General features: G+C 52.0%; 16 protein-coding genes and 1 other RNA gene. 8 read left to right on the forward strand and 9 right to left on the reverse strand.

The window, feature by feature from the left end:
* Positions 1-169: 169 nt before the first annotated feature.
* Together RFN81_RS01325 and gltB are read right to left on the reverse strand one after the other, a co-directional pair.
* The gene (locus tag RFN81_RS01325; protein WP_334584313.1) at positions 170-1588 is read right to left on the reverse strand and encodes a glutamate synthase small subunit; all 1419 of its coding nucleotides are present in this window, start codon (positions 1586-1588) and stop codon (positions 170-172) included.
* 9 nt (positions 1589-1597) lie between these two features.
* Entirely contained in the window at positions 1598-6058 is a 4461-nt protein-coding gene (gltB, locus tag RFN81_RS01330) for a glutamate synthase large subunit (protein ID WP_264497457.1), read from the reverse strand.
* Positions 6059-6706: 648 nt separating this feature from the next.
* Here gltB and RFN81_RS01335 point away from each other — a divergent pair.
* From RFN81_RS01335 to RFN81_RS01355, 5 genes are all read left to right on the forward strand, one after another.
* Positions 6707-7654 (forward strand): TIGR01212 family radical SAM protein, encoded by a 948-nt coding sequence (locus RFN81_RS01335; RefSeq protein WP_264497458.1) that lies wholly within the window; start codon positions 6707-6709, stop codon positions 7652-7654.
* Between the two features lie 136 nt (positions 7655-7790).
* Entirely contained in the window at positions 7791-10142 is a 2352-nt protein-coding gene (gene arcB, locus RFN81_RS01340) for an aerobic respiration two-component sensor histidine kinase ArcB (RefSeq protein WP_264497459.1), read from the forward strand.
* Between the two features lie 486 nt (positions 10143-10628).
* Positions 10629-11282 (forward strand): isoprenoid biosynthesis glyoxalase ElbB, encoded by a 654-nt coding sequence (gene elbB, locus RFN81_RS01345; RefSeq protein ID WP_264498842.1) that lies wholly within the window; start codon positions 10629-10631, stop codon positions 11280-11282.
* On the forward strand, positions 11279-12013 hold the full coding sequence (gene mtgA / locus RFN81_RS01350; protein WP_264497460.1) for a monofunctional biosynthetic peptidoglycan transglycosylase: 735 nt from the start codon (positions 11279-11281) through the stop codon (positions 12011-12013). Before elbB ends, mtgA begins: the two co-directional genes overlap by 4 nt.
* Before the next feature lie 70 nt (positions 12014-12083).
* Entirely contained in the window at positions 12084-13379 is a 1296-nt protein-coding gene (locus RFN81_RS01355; protein WP_264497461.1) for an alginate lyase family protein, read from the forward strand.
* Positions 13380-13504: 125 nt separating this feature from the next.
* Here RFN81_RS01355 and dolP read toward each other — a convergent pair whose 3' ends face one another.
* From dolP to RFN81_RS01375, 4 genes are read right to left on the reverse strand one after another with little or no spacing between them, the layout of a single operon-like run.
* Entirely contained in the window at positions 13505-14077 is a 573-nt protein-coding gene (gene dolP / locus RFN81_RS01360) for a division/outer membrane stress-associated lipid-binding lipoprotein (RefSeq protein ID WP_264497462.1), read from the reverse strand.
* A gap of 11 nt (positions 14078-14088) precedes the next feature.
* The gene (gene diaA / locus RFN81_RS01365; protein ID WP_264497463.1) at positions 14089-14679 is read right to left on the reverse strand and encodes a DnaA initiator-associating protein DiaA; all 591 of its coding nucleotides are present in this window, start codon (positions 14677-14679) and stop codon (positions 14089-14091) included.
* A 40-nt stretch (positions 14680-14719) separates the two neighbouring features.
* A complete protein-coding gene (locus RFN81_RS01370) occupies positions 14720-15076 on the reverse strand; it encodes a YraN family protein (protein ID WP_264498843.1) in 357 nt (118 codons plus the stop codon).
* Positions 15073-17079, reverse strand: a complete 2007-nt coding sequence (locus tag RFN81_RS01375) for a penicillin-binding protein activator (protein WP_264497464.1) — start codon at positions 17077-17079, stop codon at positions 15073-15075. Before RFN81_RS01375 ends, RFN81_RS01370 begins: the two co-directional genes overlap by 4 nt.
* A gap of 59 nt (positions 17080-17138) precedes the next feature.
* Between RFN81_RS01375 and rsmI the strand changes: the two genes are divergently transcribed.
* The 3 genes from rsmI to ygiD all read left to right on the forward strand — a co-directional run bounded on the left by rsmI (position 17139) and on the right by ygiD (position 19509).
* Positions 17139-18026 (forward strand): 16S rRNA (cytidine(1402)-2'-O)-methyltransferase, encoded by an 888-nt coding sequence (gene rsmI, locus RFN81_RS01380; protein WP_264497465.1) that lies wholly within the window; start codon positions 17139-17141, stop codon positions 18024-18026.
* Between the two features lie 25 nt (positions 18027-18051).
* Positions 18052-18430: RNase P RNA component class A (gene rnpB, locus RFN81_RS01385), an RNA gene on the forward strand.
* A 293-nt stretch (positions 18431-18723) separates the two neighbouring features.
* Entirely contained in the window at positions 18724-19509 is a 786-nt protein-coding gene (gene ygiD / locus RFN81_RS01390) for a 4,5-DOPA dioxygenase extradiol (RefSeq protein WP_264497466.1), read from the forward strand.
* A 70-nt stretch (positions 19510-19579) separates the two neighbouring features.
* Here ygiD and RFN81_RS01395 read toward each other — a convergent pair whose 3' ends face one another.
* The 3 genes from RFN81_RS01395 to tolC form a co-directional block, all read right to left on the reverse strand.
* Entirely contained in the window at positions 19580-20740 is a 1161-nt protein-coding gene (locus RFN81_RS01395) for a glutathionylspermidine synthase family protein (protein ID WP_264497467.1), read from the reverse strand.
* A gap of 10 nt (positions 20741-20750) precedes the next feature.
* Positions 20751-21416, reverse strand: coding sequence for a DUF1190 family protein (locus RFN81_RS01400; protein ID WP_264498844.1), 666 nt, complete (start codon positions 21414-21416; stop codon positions 20751-20753).
* A 420-nt stretch (positions 21417-21836) separates the two neighbouring features.
* Positions 21837-23234, reverse strand: coding sequence for an outer membrane channel protein TolC (gene tolC, locus RFN81_RS01405; RefSeq protein ID WP_264497468.1), 1398 nt, complete (start codon positions 23232-23234; stop codon positions 21837-21839).
* Between the last annotated feature and the right edge of the window lie 307 nt (positions 23235-23541).

The raw sequence follows: 23541 nt of genomic DNA on the forward strand, positions 1-23541 counted from the left end.
CTTTAACGGCGCGTTGTAGGATTTATTACGAAAAATTCTTTAGAAAGTAGAGGTGGGATAAAAGCCTTATTAACCTGTTTGGGCGAGGTTTAGGTAACGGCTCGGAATGGGCTGTTGTGAAAAAACAAGAGGGTAGCCAGCGCTACCCTCTGAAAAACGGACGAGATTTCTACACTTCCAGATAGTTCATGATGCCGTCAGCGGCTTTTCGACCTTCAGCAATAGCGGTTACCACCAGATCGGAGCCGCGAACGGCATCGCCGCCGGCGAAAATTTTCGGGTTGCTGGTCTGGAAAGCGTTGTCGCCGCTTTCCGGGGCGAGAATCCGCCCCTGGTTGTCCAATTTGACATCATGTTCTGCCAGCCACGCCATTTTGTGTGGGCGGAAGCCAAATGCCATAATGACCGCGTCGGCTTCCAGAACGTGCTCGGAACCCTCTACGACTTCTGGACGGCGACGTCCATTGGCATCGGGTTCACCCAGCGCGGTACGCGCCATTTTCACACCGCACACATTCCCTGCGCCGTTGATCTCGATGCTCAGCGGTTGTAAGTTAAATTTGAACTCAACGCCTTCTTCACGCGAATTTTTCACTTCGCGTTTAGAACCTGGCATATTCGCCTCATCACGGCGATAGGCGCAGGTGACATGCGTTGCGCCCTGACGGATTGAGGTACGAACGCAGTCCATCGCCGTATCGCCGCCGCCTAATACGACGACGCGCTTACCCTGCATACTGACGTAAGGCTCGCCTGCGGCGGCCTCAAAGCCCATCAATTGTTTGGTGTTGGCGATCAGGAACGGCAAGGCATCGTAAACACCCTGAGCGTCTTCATTGTCCAACCCGCCTCGCATAGACTGATAGGTGCCAACGCCGAGGAAGACCGCATCGTACTCGTCCAGTAGCGCTTTCATTTCGACATCTTTGCCGACTTCGGTATTCAGACGGAATTCGATACCCATTTCGGTGAAGATCTCCCGCCGTTTCACCATCACTTCTTTTTCTAACTTGAAAGAAGGGATGCCGAAAGTCAGCAGACCGCCGATCTCAGGATGGCGATCGAAAACAACAGCCTGTACGCCATTGCGCGCCAGCACATCGGCACAGGCTAGCCCGGCGGGGCCTGCGCCAATAATGGCGACGCGTTTACCCGTGGGTTTGACGTTGGCGACGCTCGGTTTCCAGCCCATCTCTATCGCTTTATCATTGATATAGCGTTCGATGTTGCCGATAGTGACTGCACCGAACTCCGCATTCAACGTGCAAGATCCTTCGCATAAACGATCCTGGGGACACACACGACCGCACACTTCGGGCAGACTATTGGTCTGGTGCGATAATTCGGCCGCTTCAATAATGCGGCCCTCGTTTGCCAGCTTCAACCAGTTCGGGATGTAGTTATGAACCGGGCATTTCCATTCACAGTACGGGTTGCCGCAAGCCAGGCAACGGTCTGCCTGGGCTTTGGACTGGCTTTCTGAAAATGGCTCGTAGATTTCAACAAACTCAATCTTACGAATCTTCAGCGGTTTCTTGGGCGGATCAACGCGCTGTAAGTCGATAAATTGGTACACATTCTGACTCATGATGACCTCTTACTGCGCCTGAACCCGCAGCTCGGCTGCGGAGCGACTACGGTGACCCAACAATGCCTTCACATCGCTTGATTTCGGTTTCACCAAGGCAAACTTCGGTGCCCAGGCTAGCCAATTAGCGAGGATCTCTTCCCCGCGTTGTGAACCCGTGTGCTGAACGTGCTCGGTAATCAGGCCACGCAGGTGCTCTTCATGGATAGCTAATGCCTCCACATTTAGCACTTCAACCAGTTCTGGGTTAACGCGATTACGGAATTCACCGTCTTCATCCAGCACGTAGGCAAACCCTCCGGTCATACCTGCACCAAAGTTTACGCCGGTACGACCCAACACGCAGACGATGCCGCCCGTCATATATTCGCAGCCGTTATCGCCGATGCCTTCCACCACGGTGATACAGCCGGAATTACGCACCGCGAACCGTTCTCCGGCACGGCCTGCGGCAAATAGTTTACCGCCGGTCGCGCCGTAAAGGCAGGTGTTGCCGATAATGCTGGCCTCATGGCTGCGGAATGCCGAGCCTACGGGAGGACGCACGGAGATGCAGCCGCCTGCCATGCCTTTACCTACGTAATCGTTAGCGTCGCCGGTTAATGTCAGCTCCACGCCACCGGCATTCCAAACGCCAAAGCTTTGCCCTGCGGTACCGGAGAAGTAGACCTTAATCGGATCACCAGCCAGCCCTTGATCGCCGTGTTTTCCGGCAATCGCGCCAGACAACGTCGCGCCGACGGAGCGATCGGTGTTACGAATATCGAAGTAGAGCGCCTTGCCCTGTTTCGCATCAATGTGCGGCTGGGCTTGCGCTAGTAATTCCTTATTCAATAAGCCCTTATCGAACGATAAATTACTTTCGGTACAGTACAGCGCCTTGCCAGGTTGAGGGGGAGCCGCATATAGCAACGGTGACAAATCCAGTTTGTTCTGTTTAGCGCTGAAACCATCCAGCTCAACCAGCAGGTCGGTACGCCCAATCAGGTCCACCAGACGACTGACGCCCAACTCAGCCATCAGTACGCGGGTTTCATGGGCAATAAACTTGAAGTAGTTGGCAACACGTTCTGGCAGACCATGGTAATGATCGCGGCGCAGCTTTTCGTCCTGCGTTGCAACACCGGTTGCACAGTTATTTAGATGGCAGATGCGCAGGTATTTACAGCCCAGCGCAACCATCGGCCCGGTACCGAAACCAAAGCTTTCTGCGCCTAAGATCGCCGCTTTAACGATATCGAGACCAGTTTTCAGGCCGCCATCCACCTGAAGACGGATTTTATGGCGCAGGCCATTGGAGACGAGCGCCTGTTGTGTTTCCACCAGACCCAGTTCCCACGGGCAGCCGGCATATTTCACCGAGGTGAGTGGGCTGGCGCCCGTGCCCCCATCGTAACCAGCGATGGTGATCAAGTCGGCATAGGCTTTGGCAACGCCGGTGGCGATGGTGCCGACGCCCGGCTCAGACACCAGCTTGACCGAAATCATGGCTTTCGGGTTAACCTGCTTCAGATCGAAAATTAACTGAGCCAGATCTTCGATGGAGTAAATATCATGATGCGGCGGCGGCGAAATCAGGGTCACGCCCGGCACGGAGTAACGGAGACGGGCAATATAGGGCGTGACTTTATCACCCGGCAACTGCCCCCCCTCGCCCGGTTTCGCGCCCTGCGCCACTTTGATCTGAATCACATCGGCGTTAACCAGATAGGCGGGCGTCACACCGAAGCGCCCCGAAGCAACCTGCTTGATACGAGATACTTTATTTGTGCCGTAACGCGCCGGATCTTCGCCGCCTTCGCCGGAGTTGGAAAAGCCCCCCAGCCCGTTCATGGCTTCTGCCAGCGATTCATGCGCTTCCGGGCTGAGCGCGCCAATCGACATCGCTGCGGTATCAAAGCGCTTGAACATTTCGGAGGCGGGTTCAACGCTGTCGAGCGCGATAGCGGCGCCTTCCTGTGGTTTCAGCGCCAGGAGATCGCGCAGTGTCGCTACCGGACGCTCGTTAACCAATTTGGCATATTTCTGATAATCGCTGTACTCGCCGCTTTTCACTGCGGTTTGTAGCGTGGTAACCACATCCGGGTTGTAGGCATGGTATTCACCACCGTGAACAAACTTCAGCAGGCCGCCCTGTTCCAGCGTTTTACGTTTCAGCCAAGCGCGCTTGGACAAATTCAGCAGATCTTGTTCGAAGTCGCTGTAGTTTGCACCGCCAATGCGGCTAACGACGCCCAGGAAGCACTGAGTCGACACATCTTGATGCAGGCCCACCGCTTCGAACAGCTTAGAGCAGCGGTAAGACGCAATCGTCGAGATGCCCATCTTGGACATAATCTTGTACAGGCCTTTGTTGATACCGTTACGGTAGTTCAGCATCACGGTACGGTAGGGCTTATCTATCGTGTGGTTATCTACCATCCGCGCTAGCGTTTCATAAGCGAGGTAAGGGTAGATTGCCGTCGCGCCAAAGCCTAACAGCACGGCAAAGTGGTGTGGATCGCGCGCGCTGGCGGTTTCGACAATGATATTGGCATCGCAGCGCAGGCTTTTTTCTACCAGACGACGCTGAACGGCACCCACGGCCATTGGCGCGGGGACGGGTAAGCGCGATTCACTGATGCCACGATCGGAAAGCACCAGCAGAACGGCACCGTCTCGAACTTTACGTTCTGCTTCGTCACATAGCTTTTCGATAGTCTGTTGCAGCGACTGCTGTGACGGATCAAACGTGAGATCCAAGGTATCGGCGCGATAATGTAATTCATCCTGTGACGTCAGCTGCGTGAAGTCGGAGTAAAGCAGGATCGGGGATTTAAAGCTCAGGCGATGCGCCTGTCCTTCCGCTTCACAAAAGACATTCATCTCGCGGCCAATGCAGGTTGCCAGCGACATAACATGCGCTTCGCGCAATGGGTCGATCGGCGGGTTGGTTACCTGTGCAAACTGCTGGCGGAAGTAGTCATAAATGATGCGCGGGCGGCTCGATAACACGGCGAACGGCGTATCGTCGCCCATTGAACCGGTCGCTTCCTGACCATTTTCCCCCAATACGCGGATGACCTGATCTAGCTCTTCGCTACTGTATCCATACTGCTTTTGGTATGTTTCCAGCAGATCGTCGTCAAATTCACGGCTACCGACCTGATCGTCAGGCAACTCTTCAAATGGGACGAGGCGCTTAACGTTTTTCTCCATCCACTCTTTGTAAGGGTGACGGCTTTTCAGATCGTCATCGGTTTCGGCAGAGTGCAGAATACGGCCGCTGCGGGTGTCTATCACCATCAGTTCACCCGGCCCTACGCGACCTTTCTCAACCACTTCATCCGGCTGATAATCCCAGATACCGACTTCGGACGCGCAGGTGATCAGTTTATCTTTAGTAATAACATAACGAGCAGGGCGCAGGCCATTTCGATCCAGATTACAGGCGGCATAACGCCCGTCGGACATGACGATGCCGGCAGGGCCATCCCACGGCTCCATGTGCATGGAGTTGAAGTCAAAGAAAGCGCGCAGTTCCGGATCCATGTCGGGGTTGTTCTGCCAGGCAGGCGGAACCAGCAGACGCATGGCGCGGATGATATCCATCCCGCCACTTAGAAACAGTTCTAGCATATTATCCAGCGAGCTGGAGTCAGAACCCGTTTCATTGACGAACGGTGCGGCATCCTGCAAATCCGGGATCAGCGGCGTTTTGAATTTATAAGCACGTGCGCGTGCCCATTGTCGGTTACCGGCGATGGTGTTGATTTCACCGTTATGCGCTAAATAGCGGAACGGCTGCGCCAACGGCCAGCGAGGAACGGTGTTGGTTGAGAAGCGCTGGTGGAACAGGCAAATGGCCGATTCCAGACGCAAATCGGCCAGATCGAGATAGAACCGTGGCAGATCCGCCGGCATGCACAGGCCTTTATAGATCGTCACTAGATTGGAAAAGCTGCAAACGTAGAACTCTTTGTCTTCGATACGCTTTTCGATACGGCGACGCGCCATGAACAGGCGGCGTTCCATATCACGTTGACGCCAGCCGGCGGGGGCGTTAACGAAAATTTGTTCAATACGCGGCATGGACGATAGCGCGATTTCCCCCAGTACATCTGGATTGGTGGGAACCTCACGCCAGCCCAGCACGGACAGCGTTTCGTTCTGCAACTCTTCTTCTACGATCTGCCGCGTAATGCGGGCGAGTCCTTCGTCCTGATTAAGGAACATCATGCCCACGGCGTAGTTTTTGGCTAAGCGCCAACCACGCTCTTCCGCCACCAGACGAAAGAAACGATCGGGTTTCTGAAGCAATAAGCCGCAGCCGTCGCCAGTCTTGCCGTCAGCAAGGATTGCGCCACGGTGCTGCATACGTGCGAGCGCGTGAATCGCGGTGCGCACAACTTTGTGGCTCGGCTCACCTTCTATATGGGCGATTAATCCGAAACCACAGTTATCTCTCTCTTGGGATGCATCGTACAACATATTAGTGAACCTCCCCAGGCTCTGTGTGACTCTCACAACCTACTGCGAGAAAGCACTGTGGCGTCGAGCGGCGAATCGCGCTCTCTTCTTCGGCCTCTCGTGACGGTCTCACAAGTGGTAAATGACTTGTTTTTAGAGGGAGTCTTCATTTACTGCATAAATATGACGAGTCGTGAACCCGTCAGGAAAGCTTCCAGCGGGCTCCCAAATTAGCGAGAAAGCCTGTTCAGGTCAAATACCTGTATAAATTGTGCCAATAAGCGATAATATTTAATTATATCTATGAAAAATAATGATTTTATTAGAAAAAATCTTGTGGAAATTAAAAGATACGCGTAATTAAAGTGTGAACTGTATCACTATATAGAGACGCCATAACCCGTGTCCATGCTATGTTATGTCTGTTCAGTAGCATATTATGCTAAATATGGCTAGTTTTAGATTTCATGAAACTATTTTTAAGTAATGCTTCATCTTTTCATTACAGGAGCCGTTGGGATTAGAAAAATTAATTTGCCTAAATGTGAGTTTTTTTTCATCTAAAACGAATAAAAATGCACTTTTTTGGGGCAAGTACGCTTGATCGCCGTCATCGCGCAGGAAGTAAGAGAAAGGTAGTCTGCTCTCCTCAAGGGAGCGGGTTAGAATATGCAATTGCAAAAATTAATCAATATGTTTGGCGGATATCTTCAGCGCCGCTATGGCGAGAAGGTGCACAAGCTGTCGCTACACGGCGGCTTTAACTGTCCCAACCGTGATGGTACGTTGGGGCGAGGCGGGTGTACGTTCTGTCATGTGGCTTCATTTGCCGACGAGAAAATGCAACAGCATAGCATCGCACAGCAATTGGAATCACAGGCGGGAAAGGTAAACCGCGCCAAGCGTTATCTGGCGTATTTTCAGGCGTATACCAGCACCTATGCCGAAGTTAAAGTATTGGAAAGCCTGTATCAGGAAGCGTTGCAACAGGCGGAAATGGTAGGACTTTGCGTCGGTACGCGCCCCGACTGCGTGCCGGATGCGGTATTGGATCTGCTGTCCCATTATCACGATCGGGGTTACGAAGTTTGGCTTGAACTCGGGCTACAAAGCGCGAGCGACAAGACATTGCGTCGGATTAACCGTGGACATGATTTCGCCTGTTATCAAGAAACCACCCGCCGGGCGCGCGCACGTGGTCTAAAGGTGTGCAGCCATCTGATTGTGGGGTTACCGGGCGAAGATGCGCAGCGCTGCTTATCGACGCTGGAACAGGTGGTCGAGACTGGCGTGGATGGTATTAAGCTGCATCCTCTCCACATTGTGGAAGGCAGTACGATGGCAAAGGCCTGGCGTGCGGGAAGGCTGTCAGCGTTGGCCTTGTATGACTACGTGGAAACAGCAGGGGAGATGATTCGTCATACGCCGCCAGACATTATCTATCATCGCGTTTCCGCCAGCGCCCGGCGACCGACCTTGCTGGCGCCGCTGTGGTGCGAAAATCGCTGGACGGCGATGGTAGAGTTGGATCGCTATCTACAAACGCACGGCGTTCAGGGATCTGCGCTCGGTACGCCTTATTGTTATGACGACCTAAATTGTTATGACGACCTATGATGGATGAAAGGTCAATTAAGACAAACGCGACGACGTCACGCCGCGAGGGTCATGACACGTTGATTACGCGTGGTGGCACCGTATAAGGCAGGCTTTTGCGTTATGATGCGCGGGTGGGTGACTAAGGAAAACTGCTATGAAGCAAATTCGCCTGTTGGCGCAGTATTATGTTGATTTGATGGTAAAACTGGGGATTGTCCGTTTTTCACTGCTGTTAGCCTCTGTCTTGGTATTGCTGGCAATGGTGGTGCAAATGGCCGTCACGCTATTGCTCAGCGGTGAGGTCGAAAAAATCGATGTTGTGCGCTCCGTTTTCTTCGGGTTATTAATTACGCCTTGGGCCGTTTATTTTCTTTCTGTCGTAGTGGAGCAGCTCGAAGAGTCGCGCCAGCGACTGTCAAAGTTGGTGGCAAAGCTGGAAGAAATGCGTCACCGCGACCTGGAACTGAATGCGCAGCTTCAGGAAAACATCATGCAGCTCAATCAGGAAATTGCCGATCGTGTCAAAGCAGAAGAGGCGCGCGCGCTGGTGATGAGCCGACTTCAGGAAGAAATAGCACGTCGCGAACAAGCGCAAATTGAGTTGGAGCAGCAATCGTCATTGCTGCGATCGTTCCTTGATGCATCACCGGATTTGGTTTACTACCGTAATGAAGATAAAGCATTTTCCGGTTGTAACCGCGCGATGGAACTGCTGGTGGGGAAAAGCCAGAAACAACTCATCGGTCTGACGCCGCAGGATGTTTATTCCCCTGATATCGCTGAGAAAGTGATGGAGACGGATGAAAAAGTGTTCCGTCACAATGTTTCTCTGACCTATGAACAGTGGTTGGTCTATCCCGATGGACGCAAAGCATGTTTTGAGCTGCGTAAGGTGCCGTTTTATGATCGCATGGGCAAGCGCCATGGGCTAATGGGGTTTGGGCGCGATATAACGGAGCGTAAGCGTTACCAGGACGCGTTAGAAAATGCCAGCAGGGAGAAGACCACCTTTATTTCGACCATCAGCCATGAGCTTCGCACGCCGCTCAACGGCATTGTCGGATTAAGTCGGATCTTAATGGATACGCAACTTGATGCTGAACAACTGAAATACCTGAAAACCATTCATGTCAGTGCGGTCACGCTGGGCAATATCTTTAACGACGTGATTGAGATGGACAAGCAAGAACGGCGTAAGGTGCAACTGGATAATCAGCCCATCGATTTCACCGGTTTTCTGGTGGATCTGGAGAATCTTGGTGGTCTGTTAGCGGAACAGAAAGGTCTGAAGTTGATTATGGAACCACACGCTCCGTTGCCCCAGCGTGTGGTGACCGATGGGACGCGCCTGCGACAGATTCTATGGAATTTACTGAGTAACGCGGTGAAATTTACCCCACAAGGTGAAATTGTGGTGCGCGTCTGGCATGAACAAAACGATCGGCTGCGCTTTGACGTTGAAGATTCTGGCATGGGGATCCCGGCTGATGAACAGGAAAAAATCTTCGCCATGTATTACCAGGTCAAAGACCAACATGGCGGTAAGCCAGCCACCGGCTCCGGCATCGGTTTGGCGGTATCCAGGCGTCTGGCACAGAACATGGGCGGCGATATTCAGGTTGCCAGTACGCAAGGTAAAGGTTCCTGCTTCACTCTGACGGTCATGGCACCCAGCGCTGATGAAGAGAGAGGCAATCTACAAGGCGATGATGATTTACCGTTACCGGTGTTGCACATTCTTCTGGTCGAAGATATTGAGCTCAATGTGGTGGTCGCGCGTTCGGTGCTGGAAAAACTAGGTAATAGCGTGGAGGTCGCCATGACGGGAAAAGAAGCGCTGGATATGTTCGATCCCGACGAGTTCGATCTGGTGCTGCTCGACATTCAACTGCCAGATATGACCGGACTGGATGTCGCGCGCCAGCTCCGCGAACGCTATGCTAATCGCAATCTGCCTCCGCTAATAGCGCTGACGGCCAATGTGCTGAAGGACAAACGTGAATATCTTGATGCGGGGATGGATGACGTGCTCAGCAAGCCGTTATCGGTGCCTGCGCTGACCGCGGTGATCAAGCAATTCTGGGACACACATGGGGTGTGGGCGCAAGCGCCAACGATTAAGGATGGTGACGAAATGGCAAAGGCGAAAGAAGATTTGCTGGATATTCCCATGCTGGAGCAATATTTAGATTTGGTGGGGCCGAAATTGATCCACCAGAGTCTGGCGATGTTTGAGCAAATGATGCCGGGCTATCTGGCGATTCTTGATTCCAATATGATGGCGCGCGATCAGAAGGGCATCACGGAAGAAGGGCACAAAATCAAAGGTGCGGCAGGTTCCGTCGGATTACGGCACCTGCAACAGGTTGCTCAGCAGATTCAGACCGCGTCGCTTCCGGCATGGTGGGATAATGTGCAGGAATGGATTGATGAGCTGAAGCACGACTGGCGTCATGACGTTCAGGTGCTACGTGACTGGGTGGCCGAGGCAGAGAAAGGTGAGTGAGCCAGACAGTGGTTTGCTATTGCACAAGGATGTGGTGCGTGAAACGACGTAAAAAATTTTTATGTCATATGGGAGAGCGAAAAGATGGCAGATTATGCAAAGTGTGCCAGTGGGGAGAAACGCGACGAGTTTTGTTATTTTCCTTAAGCAGAAAAAAATGACCCCGACCGAAGCCGGGGTGCGCGAATTATGCGCCAACGCCAGGGAAAACAAGCACCTGCATTTAGATCTCAGGTTTAGTAAACACGCAAGTGCGGATGTTTCTATTCTAACGGTGCTACACACTTAAGCATAGCGCCTATACAGTTTACCTTACAAGGACAGCTTACAACAGCAACTACTATAAACTACAGTACATTGTCGTAACGCAACAACATAGCAAATAGAGAAATCTTTGTTACAAGAATCACTAAAATGTGTGATTTAGATTAGTGGTTGTCCATCAAAAAATCAATTAATCAATGTAATGAAATGAAGGAAAAAATGATGAAACGAGTCGGCATTGTCCTGAGTGGTTGTGGTGTTTATGACGGTTCTGAGATTCACGAAGCGGTATTGACGTTACTCGCACTGGATCGTGCAGGAGCACAAGCCGTCTGCTTTGCGCCAGATAAGCCGCAATTACAGGTGGTTAATCATCTTAATGGCGAAGTAACTGATGAAAATCGTAACGTTTTAGCAGAATCAGCGCGGATAGCCAGAGGGAAAATTCAACCGCTCTCTTGCGCCAATACACAAGATTTAGATGCACTGATAGTGCCAGGCGGATTAGGCGCAGTGAAGAATCTCAGTGATTTCGCGACGCAGGGAGCCGCCTGCCAGATCGATGAAACGCTGCAATTGCTTACAAGGGAAATGTATAAACAAAATAAACCAATTGGTTTTATTTGCATCTCTCCTGTACTGCTACCAAAAATGTTGGGTGAAGCTATACGCCTAACTATTGGTAATGATGTAGATACCGCTGAGGTGGTAGAAGAAATGGGCGGCATTCACATTGTTTGCCCGGTTGATGACATCGTGGTCGATGCGGAACATAAAATCGTAACCACACCTGCTTATATGCTGGCGAATTCCATTAGTGAAGCGGCAAAAGGCATCGACAAACTCGTGGCTCGCGTATTGGATCTTATTGAATGACATCGCGTCGAGGGGGTGGAAGCTGGCTAACGCGGTTGAAGCGCCTGCTCGTTCGCGGTGTATTGGGGGTTATCGGGGTGTGGCTGGCAGGCATCCTGCTGTTCTCCTTCTTGCCGGTGCCGTTTTCTGCACTGATGGTCGACAGGCAGATAAGTGCATGGCTAAACGGCGAATTCTCCTATGTCGCGCATTCTGATTGGGTGGCAATGGAAGATATCGCGCCAGAAATGGCGCTTGCAGTGATGGCGGCGGAAGACCAAAAATTTCCCCAGCATTGGGGCTTTGATTTTAATGCGATTAGTCAGGCATTGAAGCACAATGCACACAATACGCAGCAGATTCGGGGCGCCTCAACGTTATCACAGCAGATGGTGAAGAACTTGTTCCTGTGGGAGGGACGTAGTTGGGTACGTAAAGGGCTGGAGGCGGGGATAACTCTCGGCGTTGAGCTGGTCTGGACAAAACGACGGATACTGACCGTGTACTTGAATATCGCCGAATTTGGCCCCGGCATCTTTGGCGTGGAGGCGGCAGCGCGGCGATATTTCAATAAACCTGCCAGCAGGTTGACGGCCAGCGAATCTGCGTTATTGGCGGCGGTGTTACCGAACCCTATTCGCTTCCGTGTGAATGCGCCATCTGGCTATGTTATTCAACGCCAGCGGTGGATTTTACGTCAGATGCGTCAGATGGGCGGAAACGCATTTTTGCGGGCCAACAATCTGAATTAACCCGTCCTATTCGTTAGCATACCGAGAAATTTTTGCGTGAATGGTCGTGCTTCCGACATTAGGAGAAAGTATGCGGTTACGTTATTGCGCGGGGTTACTGGTTGCATTGTGTTGTGTGGCCTTAGTCGTCCGTGCGGACGCGCTGTCCAAAGCGTTATCCCCCGATAATCCCTACGCCTTCTTACAACAGCACCAGCTATCCTCGGTAAAACAGCAGTTGCAGCAGAAAACGGAAAAGCCGCAGATGCGAATAGCGTATGAGCAGCTTATTTCAGAAGCCGATCGTGCGTTGAAAATCGCTAACCCTAGCGTGACGGAAAAAAAATCTATGCCGCCAAGTGGTTCAAAGCAGGATTATTTGAGCCTCAGCATCTACTGGTGGCCCGATCCCGATAAAGTTGATGGTCTTCCTTGGATTCGTCGTGACGGGCAAGTAAACCCTGCCAGCAAGGATGAGGAGACCGATGGGGTTAGGCTGGCAAAATTCACTGCCCAAACGCAGGTGTTGACGTTGGCGTGGTACTTCTCGGGTAAACAGGCTTATGCCGACAAAGCCATATCGATGATCCGGACCTGGTTTATCGATCCTGCTACGCGTATGAACCCTAATCTCGATTTTGCACAAGGCGTGCCGGGTATCGCGTCGGGCAGAGCGTCGGGTGTGTTGGACGGACGCTATTTTTCCACCCGCATTGTCGATTCGTTGCTTATGTTGCGCCATGCTCCAGGCTGGACGAAGCAGGATGAGCGGCAGATGCAGAAATGGATGAGCGATTATCTGCACTGGCTGCAAACCAGCAAACTGGGGAAAAAAGAGGCCATCGCTCAGAACAACCATGGTAGCTGGTATACCGTACAGGTGGCGGGGATTGCCTGGTATCTGGGCAACATCGACGTGGTGAAATCCATGGCACAATTACAGCGGGAAAAGTTGAATCACCAACTGCAACCGGATGGTTCTCAGCCGGAGGAACTGGCTCGTACGCGATCTTTCCATTACAGCTACTTCAACCTTCAGGCGATAACGGATATGGCTATTCTGGCGTCCCGCGTTGGGGAAAATATCTGGCAATACCAAACGCCTAAGGGCAGTAGCGCAATAAAGGCGCTGGATTTTATGGTTCCGTATCTGGATGAAGATAAGGCGTGGCCTCGTAAGACGATGGACAGGCAAAGCAGCCGTCTTATTCCGCTGTTATTACAGGCGGAGCGAGGTGTAAAGGCACCGCGCTACCAGACGCAAATCAAACAGGCGGGTTTTGCTGAATTACTCTCTGGAGCGGCGAGCGATCGGGATAAAGAACCGAGCCATATCAGCGTGGAAACCCGCCGTGCGCTCTGGTTGCTTAATCCTGTTGCGCCGTGATCGGGTTGTCCCCTGACTTCATCGTTTTACAATATGAGCCTGTCAAATAGAGATAAAAAAACCGCTGATGTCTTCATCCGCGGTTTCTATGTTTAAAAAAGCAAACACATTAACGCAATAACGGGTTATTGCAGATAGGTGAAGGCCGTCGTTACATGCTTCACACCGCCAACTTTACTGGCGATTTCTGCGGCAGCAGCGCCTTCACGTTGGGTCACTAGGCCAAGCAGGAAAACTTCGCCATTTTCGGTGGTGACTTTTACGTTAGAGGATTTAACGCTATCGCTTGCCAGAATCTGTGAGCGGACTTTGGTGGTGATCCACGTATCCACGGATGCAGTTCCTATTGAAACCGGTTTGCCCTGGCGTATTTCGTTATAAACCTCGGCTGCGCCTTCTACACCCAGGGCAATTTGTTTAGCCCGGTTCGCCATTTCTACAGTGGGAGCCTGTCCTGTTAGCAACACTTTCCCCTGATACGCGGTTGCAACGATGCGAGCCTCTTTTTTCAATTGCTCGTCTTTACTAATTGCATTCGCCACGCGGACCTCCAATGTACCATCGTCAACCTGTGTGCCTATGGTCCGTGGGTCGGTAGCCGTTTTGGTTGCCACGGCGCTGCCAACGGCAACTACCCCGACACAGCCTTGTAACAACAGGGCGATAGATAGCACGGCAAATGCAAAACGTATCCTCATGTAGTGCTCCTTCAATCGTTCTGATGTGGAAAAAGGGTGTTATCAATCAAGTCACACAGACAATTTACTGTCAGCATGTGCATTTCCTGAATACGAGCGCTACGGTGTGATGGGATGCGAATTTCAACATCCTGTGGTCCGAGCAGCCCGGCGAGTTCCCCGCCATCGTAGCCGGTCAGGGCGACGATCGTCATATCGCGAGTCACGGCGGACTCGACGGCTTTAACAATATCGCGACTGTTGCCACGTGTTGAAATAGCCAGCAGTATGTCGCCAGCCTGGCCTAGCGCCCTAACTTGTTTCGCATAGATTTCGTCATGTAGACGGTCATTGGCTATCGCTGTTAGGACCACATTATCGGCATTAAGTGCGATGGCGGGTAAGCTGGGACGTTCCGCCTCGAAGCGATTAATCATGCTGGCGGCAAAATGCTGGGCATTCGCCGCCGACGTTCCATTGCCGCAACACAGGATCTTATTGCCGTTCAGTAGAGACTGCACCATCGCTATCGCTCCACGGGAAATCGCGTCAGGTAAAGCTTCCGCCGCGGCAATCTGCGTTTGAATACTCTCAGTAAAACAAACTTTTATTCTATCCAGCACGTTGAATTAACCTACATAAATTGAAGTTCATTGAGGCATGTTACCCTTGTGCGGTAAAGGCATTAGGAAGCCAGTTGTACTGCTCGCCCGTAATCGCCAACACGTCAAAACGGCAGTCTACCGTGTCAAAGCTGGCGCCGCGCTGCGCTAGCCATATGGCAGCGGCATGCAGCAATCGTTGCTGCTTGCGTCGGGTAACGCTGGCAGCCGCATCGCCAAAATAGGCGTTGCGCCGATAGCGCACTTCAACAAATACCCAAACCTGGCGATCGCGCATAATTAAATCGATCTCACCGCCTCGTAGCGTAACGTTTGCGGCAGTGAAAGTCAGGCCCGCACGTTCAAGATAACGCCGGGCCTGTTGTTCATAAACTGCGCCAGTGGCACGCCGGTTCAGAGGGCAGGCACCAATTGACCCTGACGATATTGCTGCCAGGTTAATTGCCGATGGATTGTGCACTCCGGTCCCGCGCTTAACTTTCCTGTCGCACCGGCAATCTGCTGGCCTGGAATTTGGCGCAGTTCACCAAAGTGGTTAGCGAGCGTCCAGGCATCCATCCCCATGGCATAGAGGCGAACTAACGAATAATCATTTTTAAATTGGCTGCTGACTTGCTGCATCAATGCTGGATTCGCACCGGCTAGCAGCGGGATATCACTGAACTGCAACCCTTCCATTTCAAGGCGGAAATCCGGGCCTGAACCAGCCTGAAAGCTACGTGAGCTGGCATATAGCGCGGGGCGGGCGCGTGAAGAGGTGCGCATATCGATCATTGGCTTAATCAGCGCCAGTTCGTCTGGTGTCGCAATGATATAGACGGCGTCGATGTTACCACTGACGGATGTATCGACCATCGGTTGAACCTGTGAAGGGATGGTTAAATCGCCAATCGTGCTCCCCGGCTGAGACGGCTGAGGCGATACGCTCACAGGTTGGCCGCTCAGACTTAAACCTGCACCGCTATTGATGGCCTGTTTTAACTCCGTAGTACTGCCAAAACGTTGTTGCAGGGGAACGGTGCCGCTCTGTTGATTCCAGGCCTGAGCGAAAGCGTTGACGATACGGTCTCCCAACGTACCGCGAGGCGCTAAGATCAGCGGTTGCTGTTTACCCTGTTGGTGGATATAGGTTGCCGCGTCTCTGGCTTCATCTTCCGGAGAGAGCGCGAAGTAGCAAATGTTGGGACTATTTTTAACATGCTCTGGATGATTTAATGCCAAAATATCCAGCGGTGAAGGATGGTTAGTCAACTGTTCTACTTCGCTTTTTAACAGTGGCCCTATGACGAGTGATGCACCATCCTGTTGCGCTTGAGTGAGAATATTGGCCAGCGGTTGTGAAGACGTGTCATACACTTTGACGGGGAGCGTACTGGGTAGCCCGGTGCTTACCTCATGTGATTCAGGTGCCGGGGAGGTGACTGTCTGATCGCTGTACGGGGCTGGCGGTACGGCCTGGTTATCCGATGTCGGGATTGCCTGAACGCCCTGACCGGCATCCTCTGGTGGTGTCGTCGGCGCCGATACCGCAATGGCGCTCTGGCCGTTCTTTGCGGCGTTAAAGCCTTGCTGAATGGCATTGGCGAAAACCTGTGCCTGACCATTAAGCGGTAACAGCAGCGCAATGCTCCTTATAGAGGTAGGGTGGTAATTGATGACCTGATTTAACGATGTCGGCAATGTTTTTGCCGCGGGATGGCGCGGGTATCGAGTTTGCCAGTCTTGAATAGCGCTCTGCAACTGATTGGGAGATTCGCGGTTGTTCTGATAGCTATTCAACAAATCTACCCAGCCCTGAAGCACGTTTTCATTTGCGTTAATCAACAGCGCGCCAGACTCTTGCGGAGACATTTGCGTCAATGCCAGCCAGGTCTGATCGAGGTTCATCTGATGCTCTTCACCCGTCAGTAGCGGTTCTAGGGCGATATAGGCGCGTAGCAGCTCAATGGACGGACGGCCTTGTGCGGTTTTGATTTGTGCCTGGTAATAACGCTGCTTCTGCTGATCGGAAAGTGCGCTCACATCAAGCTGGCTCAGAGCTGCCTTAGCCGCATCCATATTGTTCTGGGCGACGGACAGTTCCGCGCTGAGTAGCTGCCGTTCCTGTTTTTGCGCCGCGCTCAGTTTTTCTGTCAGCGTGTTGAACTGTTGGCTCGCCTGCGGGATTTTCCCTTCCTGTAGCAGGGAACGAATAGCAAGTAATTGCCAGTCAGCCTTGTTATTATCGCTACTTTGCTGCAATTGTTGCAGATAATAATCGGATGATGCGTCGGCCGTTCCCTGAATCTCAGGAGGCGGGCTTTGCGGCGCGTGACTTGGGCAGCCAGTAAGAAACAGTGCCGCTAACAACACGGGGATAGCACGCCCCGCCTGGGTACGGACGAAATGAAAGGGAACCATACTGTATCCAGTGATTTTTTAAAGATGCTCAATATTAAATCGGCAACCCGGATGAAACAATGAATCAAGCACAACAAGCAGACATTTCTGCATCTACCCTCTACATTGTCCCCACGCCAATCGGCAATCTGGGCGACATCACGCAGCGCGCGCTGGCAGTATTGGCGAGCGTTGATCTGATTGCCGCAGAGGATACCCGTCATACCGGTCTGCTGTTACAACATTTTGCGATTAATGCGCGACTATTCGCATTACACGACCATAATGAACAACAAAAAGCGGATGTATTACTGGCTAAATTGCAGGCAGGACAAAGCATCGCGCTGGTTTCAGATGCGGGCACACCGCTGATTAACGATCCTGGCTACCATTTGGTTCGCCGTTGCCGTGAAGCGGGCGTTCGCGTAGTGCCGCTGCCAGGGGCGTGTGCGGCCATCGCAGCGCTTTCTGCGTCCGGTCTGGCATCCGACCGTTTTTGCTATGAAGGCTTTCTGCCCGCCAAAACCAAAGGACGTAAAGATAAGTTGCATGAGCTAGCGGAGGAACCGCGTACGCTGATTTTCTACGAATCTACCCATCGTCTCTTGGACAGTTTGCAGGATATTTGTGAGGTGCTGGGGGCTGAGCGCTATGTGGTGCTCGCGCGCGAAATCACCAAGACCTGGGAGTCGATTCACGGTGCGCCTGTCGGAGAGCTCCTGGCATGGGTAAAAGAAGATGAGAATCGGCGTAAGGGCGAGATGGTGCTCATCGTAGAAGGATATCAGGTGGACGACAGCGCGTTGCCGGTGGATGCATTGCGCACGTTGGCGTTATTACGCGCTGAACTGCCATTAAAGAAAGCGGCGGCGCTGGCGGCTGAAATTCACGGTGTGAAGAAGAACGCATTGTATCGTTATATGCTGGAGCAAGAAGGGGTGGATGGCGAATCAGAAGATGACAAGTAGGGCAAATTGTCCTATCATCCGCGCCGGAGTTGACCAGACAGTCGCCGCTTCGCTGCCGTCCCTTTCGGGGGAGACAGGCGGAGGGGAGGAAAGTCCGGGCTCCATAGGGCAGGGTGCCAGGTAACGCCTGGGAGGCGCAAGCCTACGACTAGTGCAACAGAGAGCAAACCGCCGATGGCCCACGCAAGTGGGATCAGGTAAGGGTGAAAGGGTGCGGTAAGAGCGCACCGCGCGGCTGGCAACAGTTCGTGGCACGGTAAACTCCACCCGGAGCAAGGCCAAATAGGGGTTCACATGGTACGGCCCGTACTGAACCCGGGTAGGCTGCTTGAGCCAGTGAGTGATTGCTGGCCTAGATGAATGACTGTCCACGACAGAACCCGGCTTAACGGTCAACTCTCATCATCATAAAACCCCGCTTCGGCGGGGTTTTGCTCTGTGGGGGAGGCAAAATGAATGACTGTCCACGACGCTTTTTATGAAAGAACGCGGCTTAACGGTCAACTCTCATCATCATAAAACCCCGCTTCGGCGGGGTTTTGCGTTGCCTTATCGCGGACTGGTAGGCATTAAGCAATTTCAAATTAATTGATGTTCTTCATCACATAACTCTGACTTTTTCTGTGTCATAAAGCGCGTAAAGTAAGGTCATCGCGTGCGGTTGCACGTTTGCTGACATCTTTCAGAGGATATGACTATGAACAACACTTCCCGGATGCCTGCACTGTTCCTCGGCCACGGCAGCCCGATGAACGTGTTGGAAAGCAATGTGTACACTCAGACATGGCAAGCGCTGGGTGAGACGCTGCCGCGTCCGAAAGCGATTATTGCCGTTTCTGCCCATTGGTATACCCGTGGTACAGCTGTGACGGCGATGGAAAACCCACGCACCATCCATGATTTTGGCGGTTTCCCGCAGGCGCTGTTTGATACGCAATATCCGGCACCGGGTTCACCTGAATTAGCAGAGAGAATCCAGCAGGTACTGGCTCCGTATCCTGTGACCGCCGATCGGGGACAATGGGGGTTGGATCACGGCGCTTGGGGGGTGCTAATCAAGATGTATCCCAATGCCGATATTCCCGTGGTGCAACTCAGTATAGACGGCACGCAGCCCGCTGCTTATCACTATGAATTAGGGCGCAAGCTGTCAGTGCTACGTGATGCGGGAATCATGATTGTGGCCAGCGGTAATGTTGTGCATAACCTGCGGATGGTGAAATGGGACGGCGACGCGGAGCCATACCCGTGGGCTGTCTCATTCAATCAATTTGTGCGTGATAACCTCGCTTATCAGGGCGATAATCATCCGCTGGTGAATTTCATGCAACACGATGGCGCCGCATTATCTAACCCAACACCCGAGCATTATCTTCCGCTGCTCTATGTATTAGGGAGTTGGGATGGCAAAGAGCCTATTACAGTGCCCGTCGATGGGATCGAAATGGGATCGCTGAGTATGCTGTCCGTACAGGTAGGGTAATCTGCTATTGCATTGAAAATGAACAAGGCACGGTGGTGAGAGCCGTGCTTTGTTACGTTCACTTTCCCACTTAATCCAAAATAATATGTGGATAGAACCGTGAGAGATCTTGAGTGATCAGCGCGCGATCTTCTCGTACGCCAATACCGCACGGCCGATCGTCCACCAGCCAGCTACCGACCAACGTATAGCTGTCGCCGAACTTCGGCAGTTGATGGTACTGCTGAACAATCATGCCCTCTTCGCCGTAGGGGCCATCGGCTGACGCAATTTCTTTTCCTTTTTTAATGATCTTAATGTTCGCCCCTTCGCGCGAAAACAACGGCTTAATAACATAGCTTTCCAATGTGGGGTGGTCATCTTCCGCAAAGTAGGCGGGAAGTAGATTCGGGTGATTCGGAAACATTTCCCACAGCATAGGCAATAGAGCTTTATTAGAAATGATGCTTTTCCAGGCTGGTTCAAGCCAACGCACGCCAGCATCCTCCAGCTTGGTGGAAAACATTTCGCGCAACATGAATTCCCACGGATACAGCTTAAACAGGTTGCCGATCACCTGATCTTGCGGATCGGTAAACTGGCCTTTTTCGCCAAGCCCAATCTCGTCAATGTACAGAAATTCGCTGGGTAAGCCCGCTTCCAGCGCGCAATCCTGAAGGTATTGCACCGTACCGCGATCTTCTTCCGTATCTCTACAGCAGGCGAAGTGCAACAGGCCGAAGCCATGATTCAGTTTTAGTTCTTCAAAGCGTTCGATCAGCTTTTCCTGGATGCTGTTGTACTGGTCAGCGTTTTGCGGCAGGTTCCCCGCGTTGATTTGATCTTCCAGCCATAGCCATTGGAAAAAAGCGGCTTCATACAGCGATGTTGGCGTATCTGCGTTATTTTCCAGTAATTTGGCCGGCGATTTGCCGTCATAAGCCAAATCGAGACGTGAATATAACGAGGGTTGATTGGTACGCCATGAATGCCTAACGAAATCCCAGGTGTGTTTGGGGATGCGGAACTTGGCGAGTAACGCATCGCTGTTGACGACCTTTTCCACCACTTGTAGGCACATTTGGTGCAATTCCGCCGTGGTTTCTTCTAATTCTTCGATCTGGGCCAGCGTGAATTGGTAGTAGGCTTCTTCACTCCAGTAAGGTTCTCCATACATAGTGTGGAATTGAAAACCAAACTCGGCGGCTTTTTCCTGCCAGTCAGGACGCGCGGTAATCTCTATTCGCCTCATGGGTTATGCCTCAGCCACCCATGCTACGATGGGAAGAACTTGAACTGGTGCTGCTGCGCTGCATGCTATTTTGTTTGGCGACGGTTTCACCAAAGCCACCACGCGTAATCGTAGAGGTTGTCACAGGTTTTGGCGCCAGTGCGGTTTTCGGCACGGTCATCGTGCGGCCTGTCGTTGCGTTACCATAGTTTTTGCCCGCAGCATCAACGAACTGGCCATTAGCAGGGCTGGCTGGTGTCTTTGGGCTAAATAGCGGTTGCTGTGCAAAACCGGCCCCACCGCCCATCATTCTCCCCATCATGTAGCCAGCCATCAATGGCATCCAGGACATACCGCCACCCTGTTGCGATTCCGCTGCCATACCGGCCTGCGCTGGCGTTTGAACGCACTGTGCTTCGCCAAATTCGGCAATGCAGTCCTCTTTTGTCGCGTATTTAGGTGCCGTTTTTTCTGCCTCTTTTAGCGCATTATTGTACGCAGTAGTGCACTGCGCGCTCATGGAAGGGTTGGCTGCCGAACAGTCGTCAGCGTTTTGATAAAGAGAGACGGTTTCGTCGGTTTGTTCACAGCCGGCCAGGAAGAATACGGCGCTGACGGCCAGAGCGACAGGTGCCAGACGGGGCGTCCGCCACGCCTTGCGGAACGTTTCCTGATTAATGTTTTTTGTACGTTTCATCATATTTATCCCAGAGCGAAACATTGTTGTGATATCGAATAAGTGAGCCTAAGAATAGGGGAACGTTGCTTGGATTTAAAGCAGCATTAAGCGTCATGGCAGGGGGCTTTACGTTGCTATACATTAAGATATCCCATTAGGGCTATTTTACTTGCCATTTTAGCCTTGGGCAGTGCTCGAAATCCTCACGTACTCCGTGTACGCTCCGATTTTTGCACGCTGTCCGTGACCAAACTGACTGCGACAATGACGCCTACTGGGACAGGCTCTAAGCGCCGCTTATCTCCCTGTGGACAGAAAAGAGTATGGCTGTTGCATAGTGATATGAGTGCGTCATTACTCTCTTCGCAACTGTTCGCGCACGTTTTCAATAGATCCAGGGAACCATTGTTCCCTGGCGTATCGGAAAAACCGCATGAGTTAGCGCGATGCAGATGCGGTCGTGACTAACGGAGCGCCGTCATTCGTTACCGCCGGTGTAGTCGAGACGGGTTGACCCAGTGACGCATTCAGCGCTTGCAGATCGGCTTCACTCAACGTGCCCTGAGCGGATTTGATATTTAACTGATTGATTAAATAGTCATAACGAGCGCTGGAAAGCTGCTGTTTTGCGTTATATAGCGTGGTCGTCGCATTTAATACATCAACGATGGTGCGTGTTCCAACCTGATAACCGGCTTCCATCGCATCCAGAGAGCTTTGTGCAGACACGACAGCTTGCTTGTAAGCGTTGATGCTGCTGATAGACGCAGAGATATTGTTAAACGATGAGCGCACTGTCTGGATAACAGAACGGTGCACGCTTTCCAGTCGCTCACTTGCGCTGACGTAACTGTGCTGCGCTTGTTTCACCTGGGAATTTGTTGCACCGCCGCTGTAGATCGGTAGCGTGAAATTGATGCCGATCTTGTGTTGCCCCGCGTCAGTATCGGTACTGTTGAAGTTGCCATTATTCGTCCGTGAACCGGAATAACGGGTATCGCTCACGCCCGTCGATGCGGTGAGATCCAGCGTTGGCATATAACCGGTTTCTGCCGAGCGAATTTGCTCACGAGCCAAATCCTGGCTTAACCGGGCAGACAACAGGTTTAGGTTACGGTTCTCCGCTTCTTTCAGCAGGTTGTTAACTGCTTCAGGTTTCTGCGTGGAAAAACGGGTGATGTTTAAGCTGGCTAACTGAGAGTAAAAATTACCGGTAATCTGACGCAGTGATTCCAGTGCGTTATCCAATGTATTACGAGCAAGGACTTCATTGGCCAGCACGCTGTCATATTGCGCACGAGCGTTTTGGACATCGGTAATGGCAACCAAACCGACGTTGAAACGTTGCGTCGTTTGATCCAACTGGCGATAAATTGCCTGTTTCTGTGCATTGATATAAGAGAGCGAGTCTATCGCACGCAGGACATTAAAGTAGGCGGTTGCCGTGTTTAACATCAAATTCTGCTGAGCGGTCTGATAGGTGACGTCTTCAATACCCGCTTGTTTTTCCTGCAACGTCAGCGCGCGCCATTTAGACATATCGAATAAGGTTTGCGTTAATTGCAGCGAAGCGCTTTTGACGTTGCTATTAACGCCTTTATTATCGCGATAGCCTTTGTTATAGGTATAGTCAGCCCCTAAACCTAGCTGCGGTAACAACGGGCTACGCGCCTCGTTGATTTTCTCAAATGCCGCGTCGCGGGTTGCCGCAGAGCTGCGTAAATCAGGGTTGGTGCTTTTTGCCTGTTGGTAGACCTGTAGCAGGTTTTCTGCCTGACTCATGGCGCTAAACCCGGCCAGGCTTAGACCAACAAGAAGAGGGAGCAATTTCTTCATTTGCATTCCTTGTTATGCAGCAATCTCGCTATGGTAACGTTGTCAGTAAACGAATAATCGTCGATTCTATCAGAATCTGCCAATAGGATAGGGTAGCTTAATGTGCCATCTTTTCGCCAAGTCTGTCCAAATAATCGGGCTAACTGACCGACTGAATGGTTCGAGGTGGCTTACGCCCACAGGTGGGGTCACTTATTCCGGCTGTAAATGGCATACCTAATAAATGAAAAGCAACGACAAGTATAATGACAGCGGATTACGCCCTACAATACCGTATTCCGTGAATACTTGTTACAGGGGCCCAGCT

The organism is Pectobacterium cacticida, from assembly GCF_036885195.1.
Lineage (GTDB): Bacteria > Pseudomonadota > Gammaproteobacteria > Enterobacterales > Enterobacteriaceae > Pectobacterium > Pectobacterium cacticida.

Excerpts from the sequence above, each read along its gene's own strand:
- RFN81_RS01325 (WP_334584313.1), bottom strand. The coding sequence starts at position 1,588 with ATGAGTCAGAATGTGTACCAATTTATCGACTTACAGCGCGTTGATCCG.
- gltB (WP_264497457.1), bottom strand. The coding sequence starts at position 6,058 with ATGTTGTACGATGCATCCCAAGAGAGAGATAACTGTGGTTTCGGATTA.
- RFN81_RS01335 (WP_264497458.1), top strand. The coding sequence starts at position 6,707 with ATGCAATTGCAAAAATTAATCAATATGTTTGGCGGATATCTTCAGCGC.
- arcB (WP_264497459.1), top strand. The coding sequence starts at position 7,791 with ATGAAGCAAATTCGCCTGTTGGCGCAGTATTATGTTGATTTGATGGTA.
- elbB (WP_264498842.1), top strand. The coding sequence starts at position 10,629 with ATGAAACGAGTCGGCATTGTCCTGAGTGGTTGTGGTGTTTATGACGGT.
- mtgA (WP_264497460.1), top strand. The coding sequence starts at position 11,279 with ATGACATCGCGTCGAGGGGGTGGAAGCTGGCTAACGCGGTTGAAGCGC.
- RFN81_RS01355 (WP_264497461.1), top strand. The coding sequence starts at position 12,084 with ATGCGGTTACGTTATTGCGCGGGGTTACTGGTTGCATTGTGTTGTGTG.
- dolP (WP_264497462.1), bottom strand. The coding sequence starts at position 14,077 with ATGAGGATACGTTTTGCATTTGCCGTGCTATCTATCGCCCTGTTGTTA.
- RFN81_RS01375 (WP_264497464.1), bottom strand. The coding sequence starts at position 17,079 with ATGGTTCCCTTTCATTTCGTCCGTACCCAGGCGGGGCGTGCTATCCCC.
- rsmI (WP_264497465.1), top strand. The coding sequence starts at position 17,139 with ATGAATCAAGCACAACAAGCAGACATTTCTGCATCTACCCTCTACATT.
- ygiD (WP_264497466.1), top strand. The coding sequence starts at position 18,724 with ATGAACAACACTTCCCGGATGCCTGCACTGTTCCTCGGCCACGGCAGC.
- RFN81_RS01395 (WP_264497467.1), bottom strand. The coding sequence starts at position 20,740 with ATGAGGCGAATAGAGATTACCGCGCGTCCTGACTGGCAGGAAAAAGCC.
- RFN81_RS01400 (WP_264498844.1), bottom strand. The coding sequence starts at position 21,416 with ATGAAACGTACAAAAAACATTAATCAGGAAACGTTCCGCAAGGCGTGG.
- tolC (WP_264497468.1), bottom strand. The coding sequence starts at position 23,234 with ATGAAGAAATTGCTCCCTCTTCTTGTTGGTCTAAGCCTGGCCGGGTTT.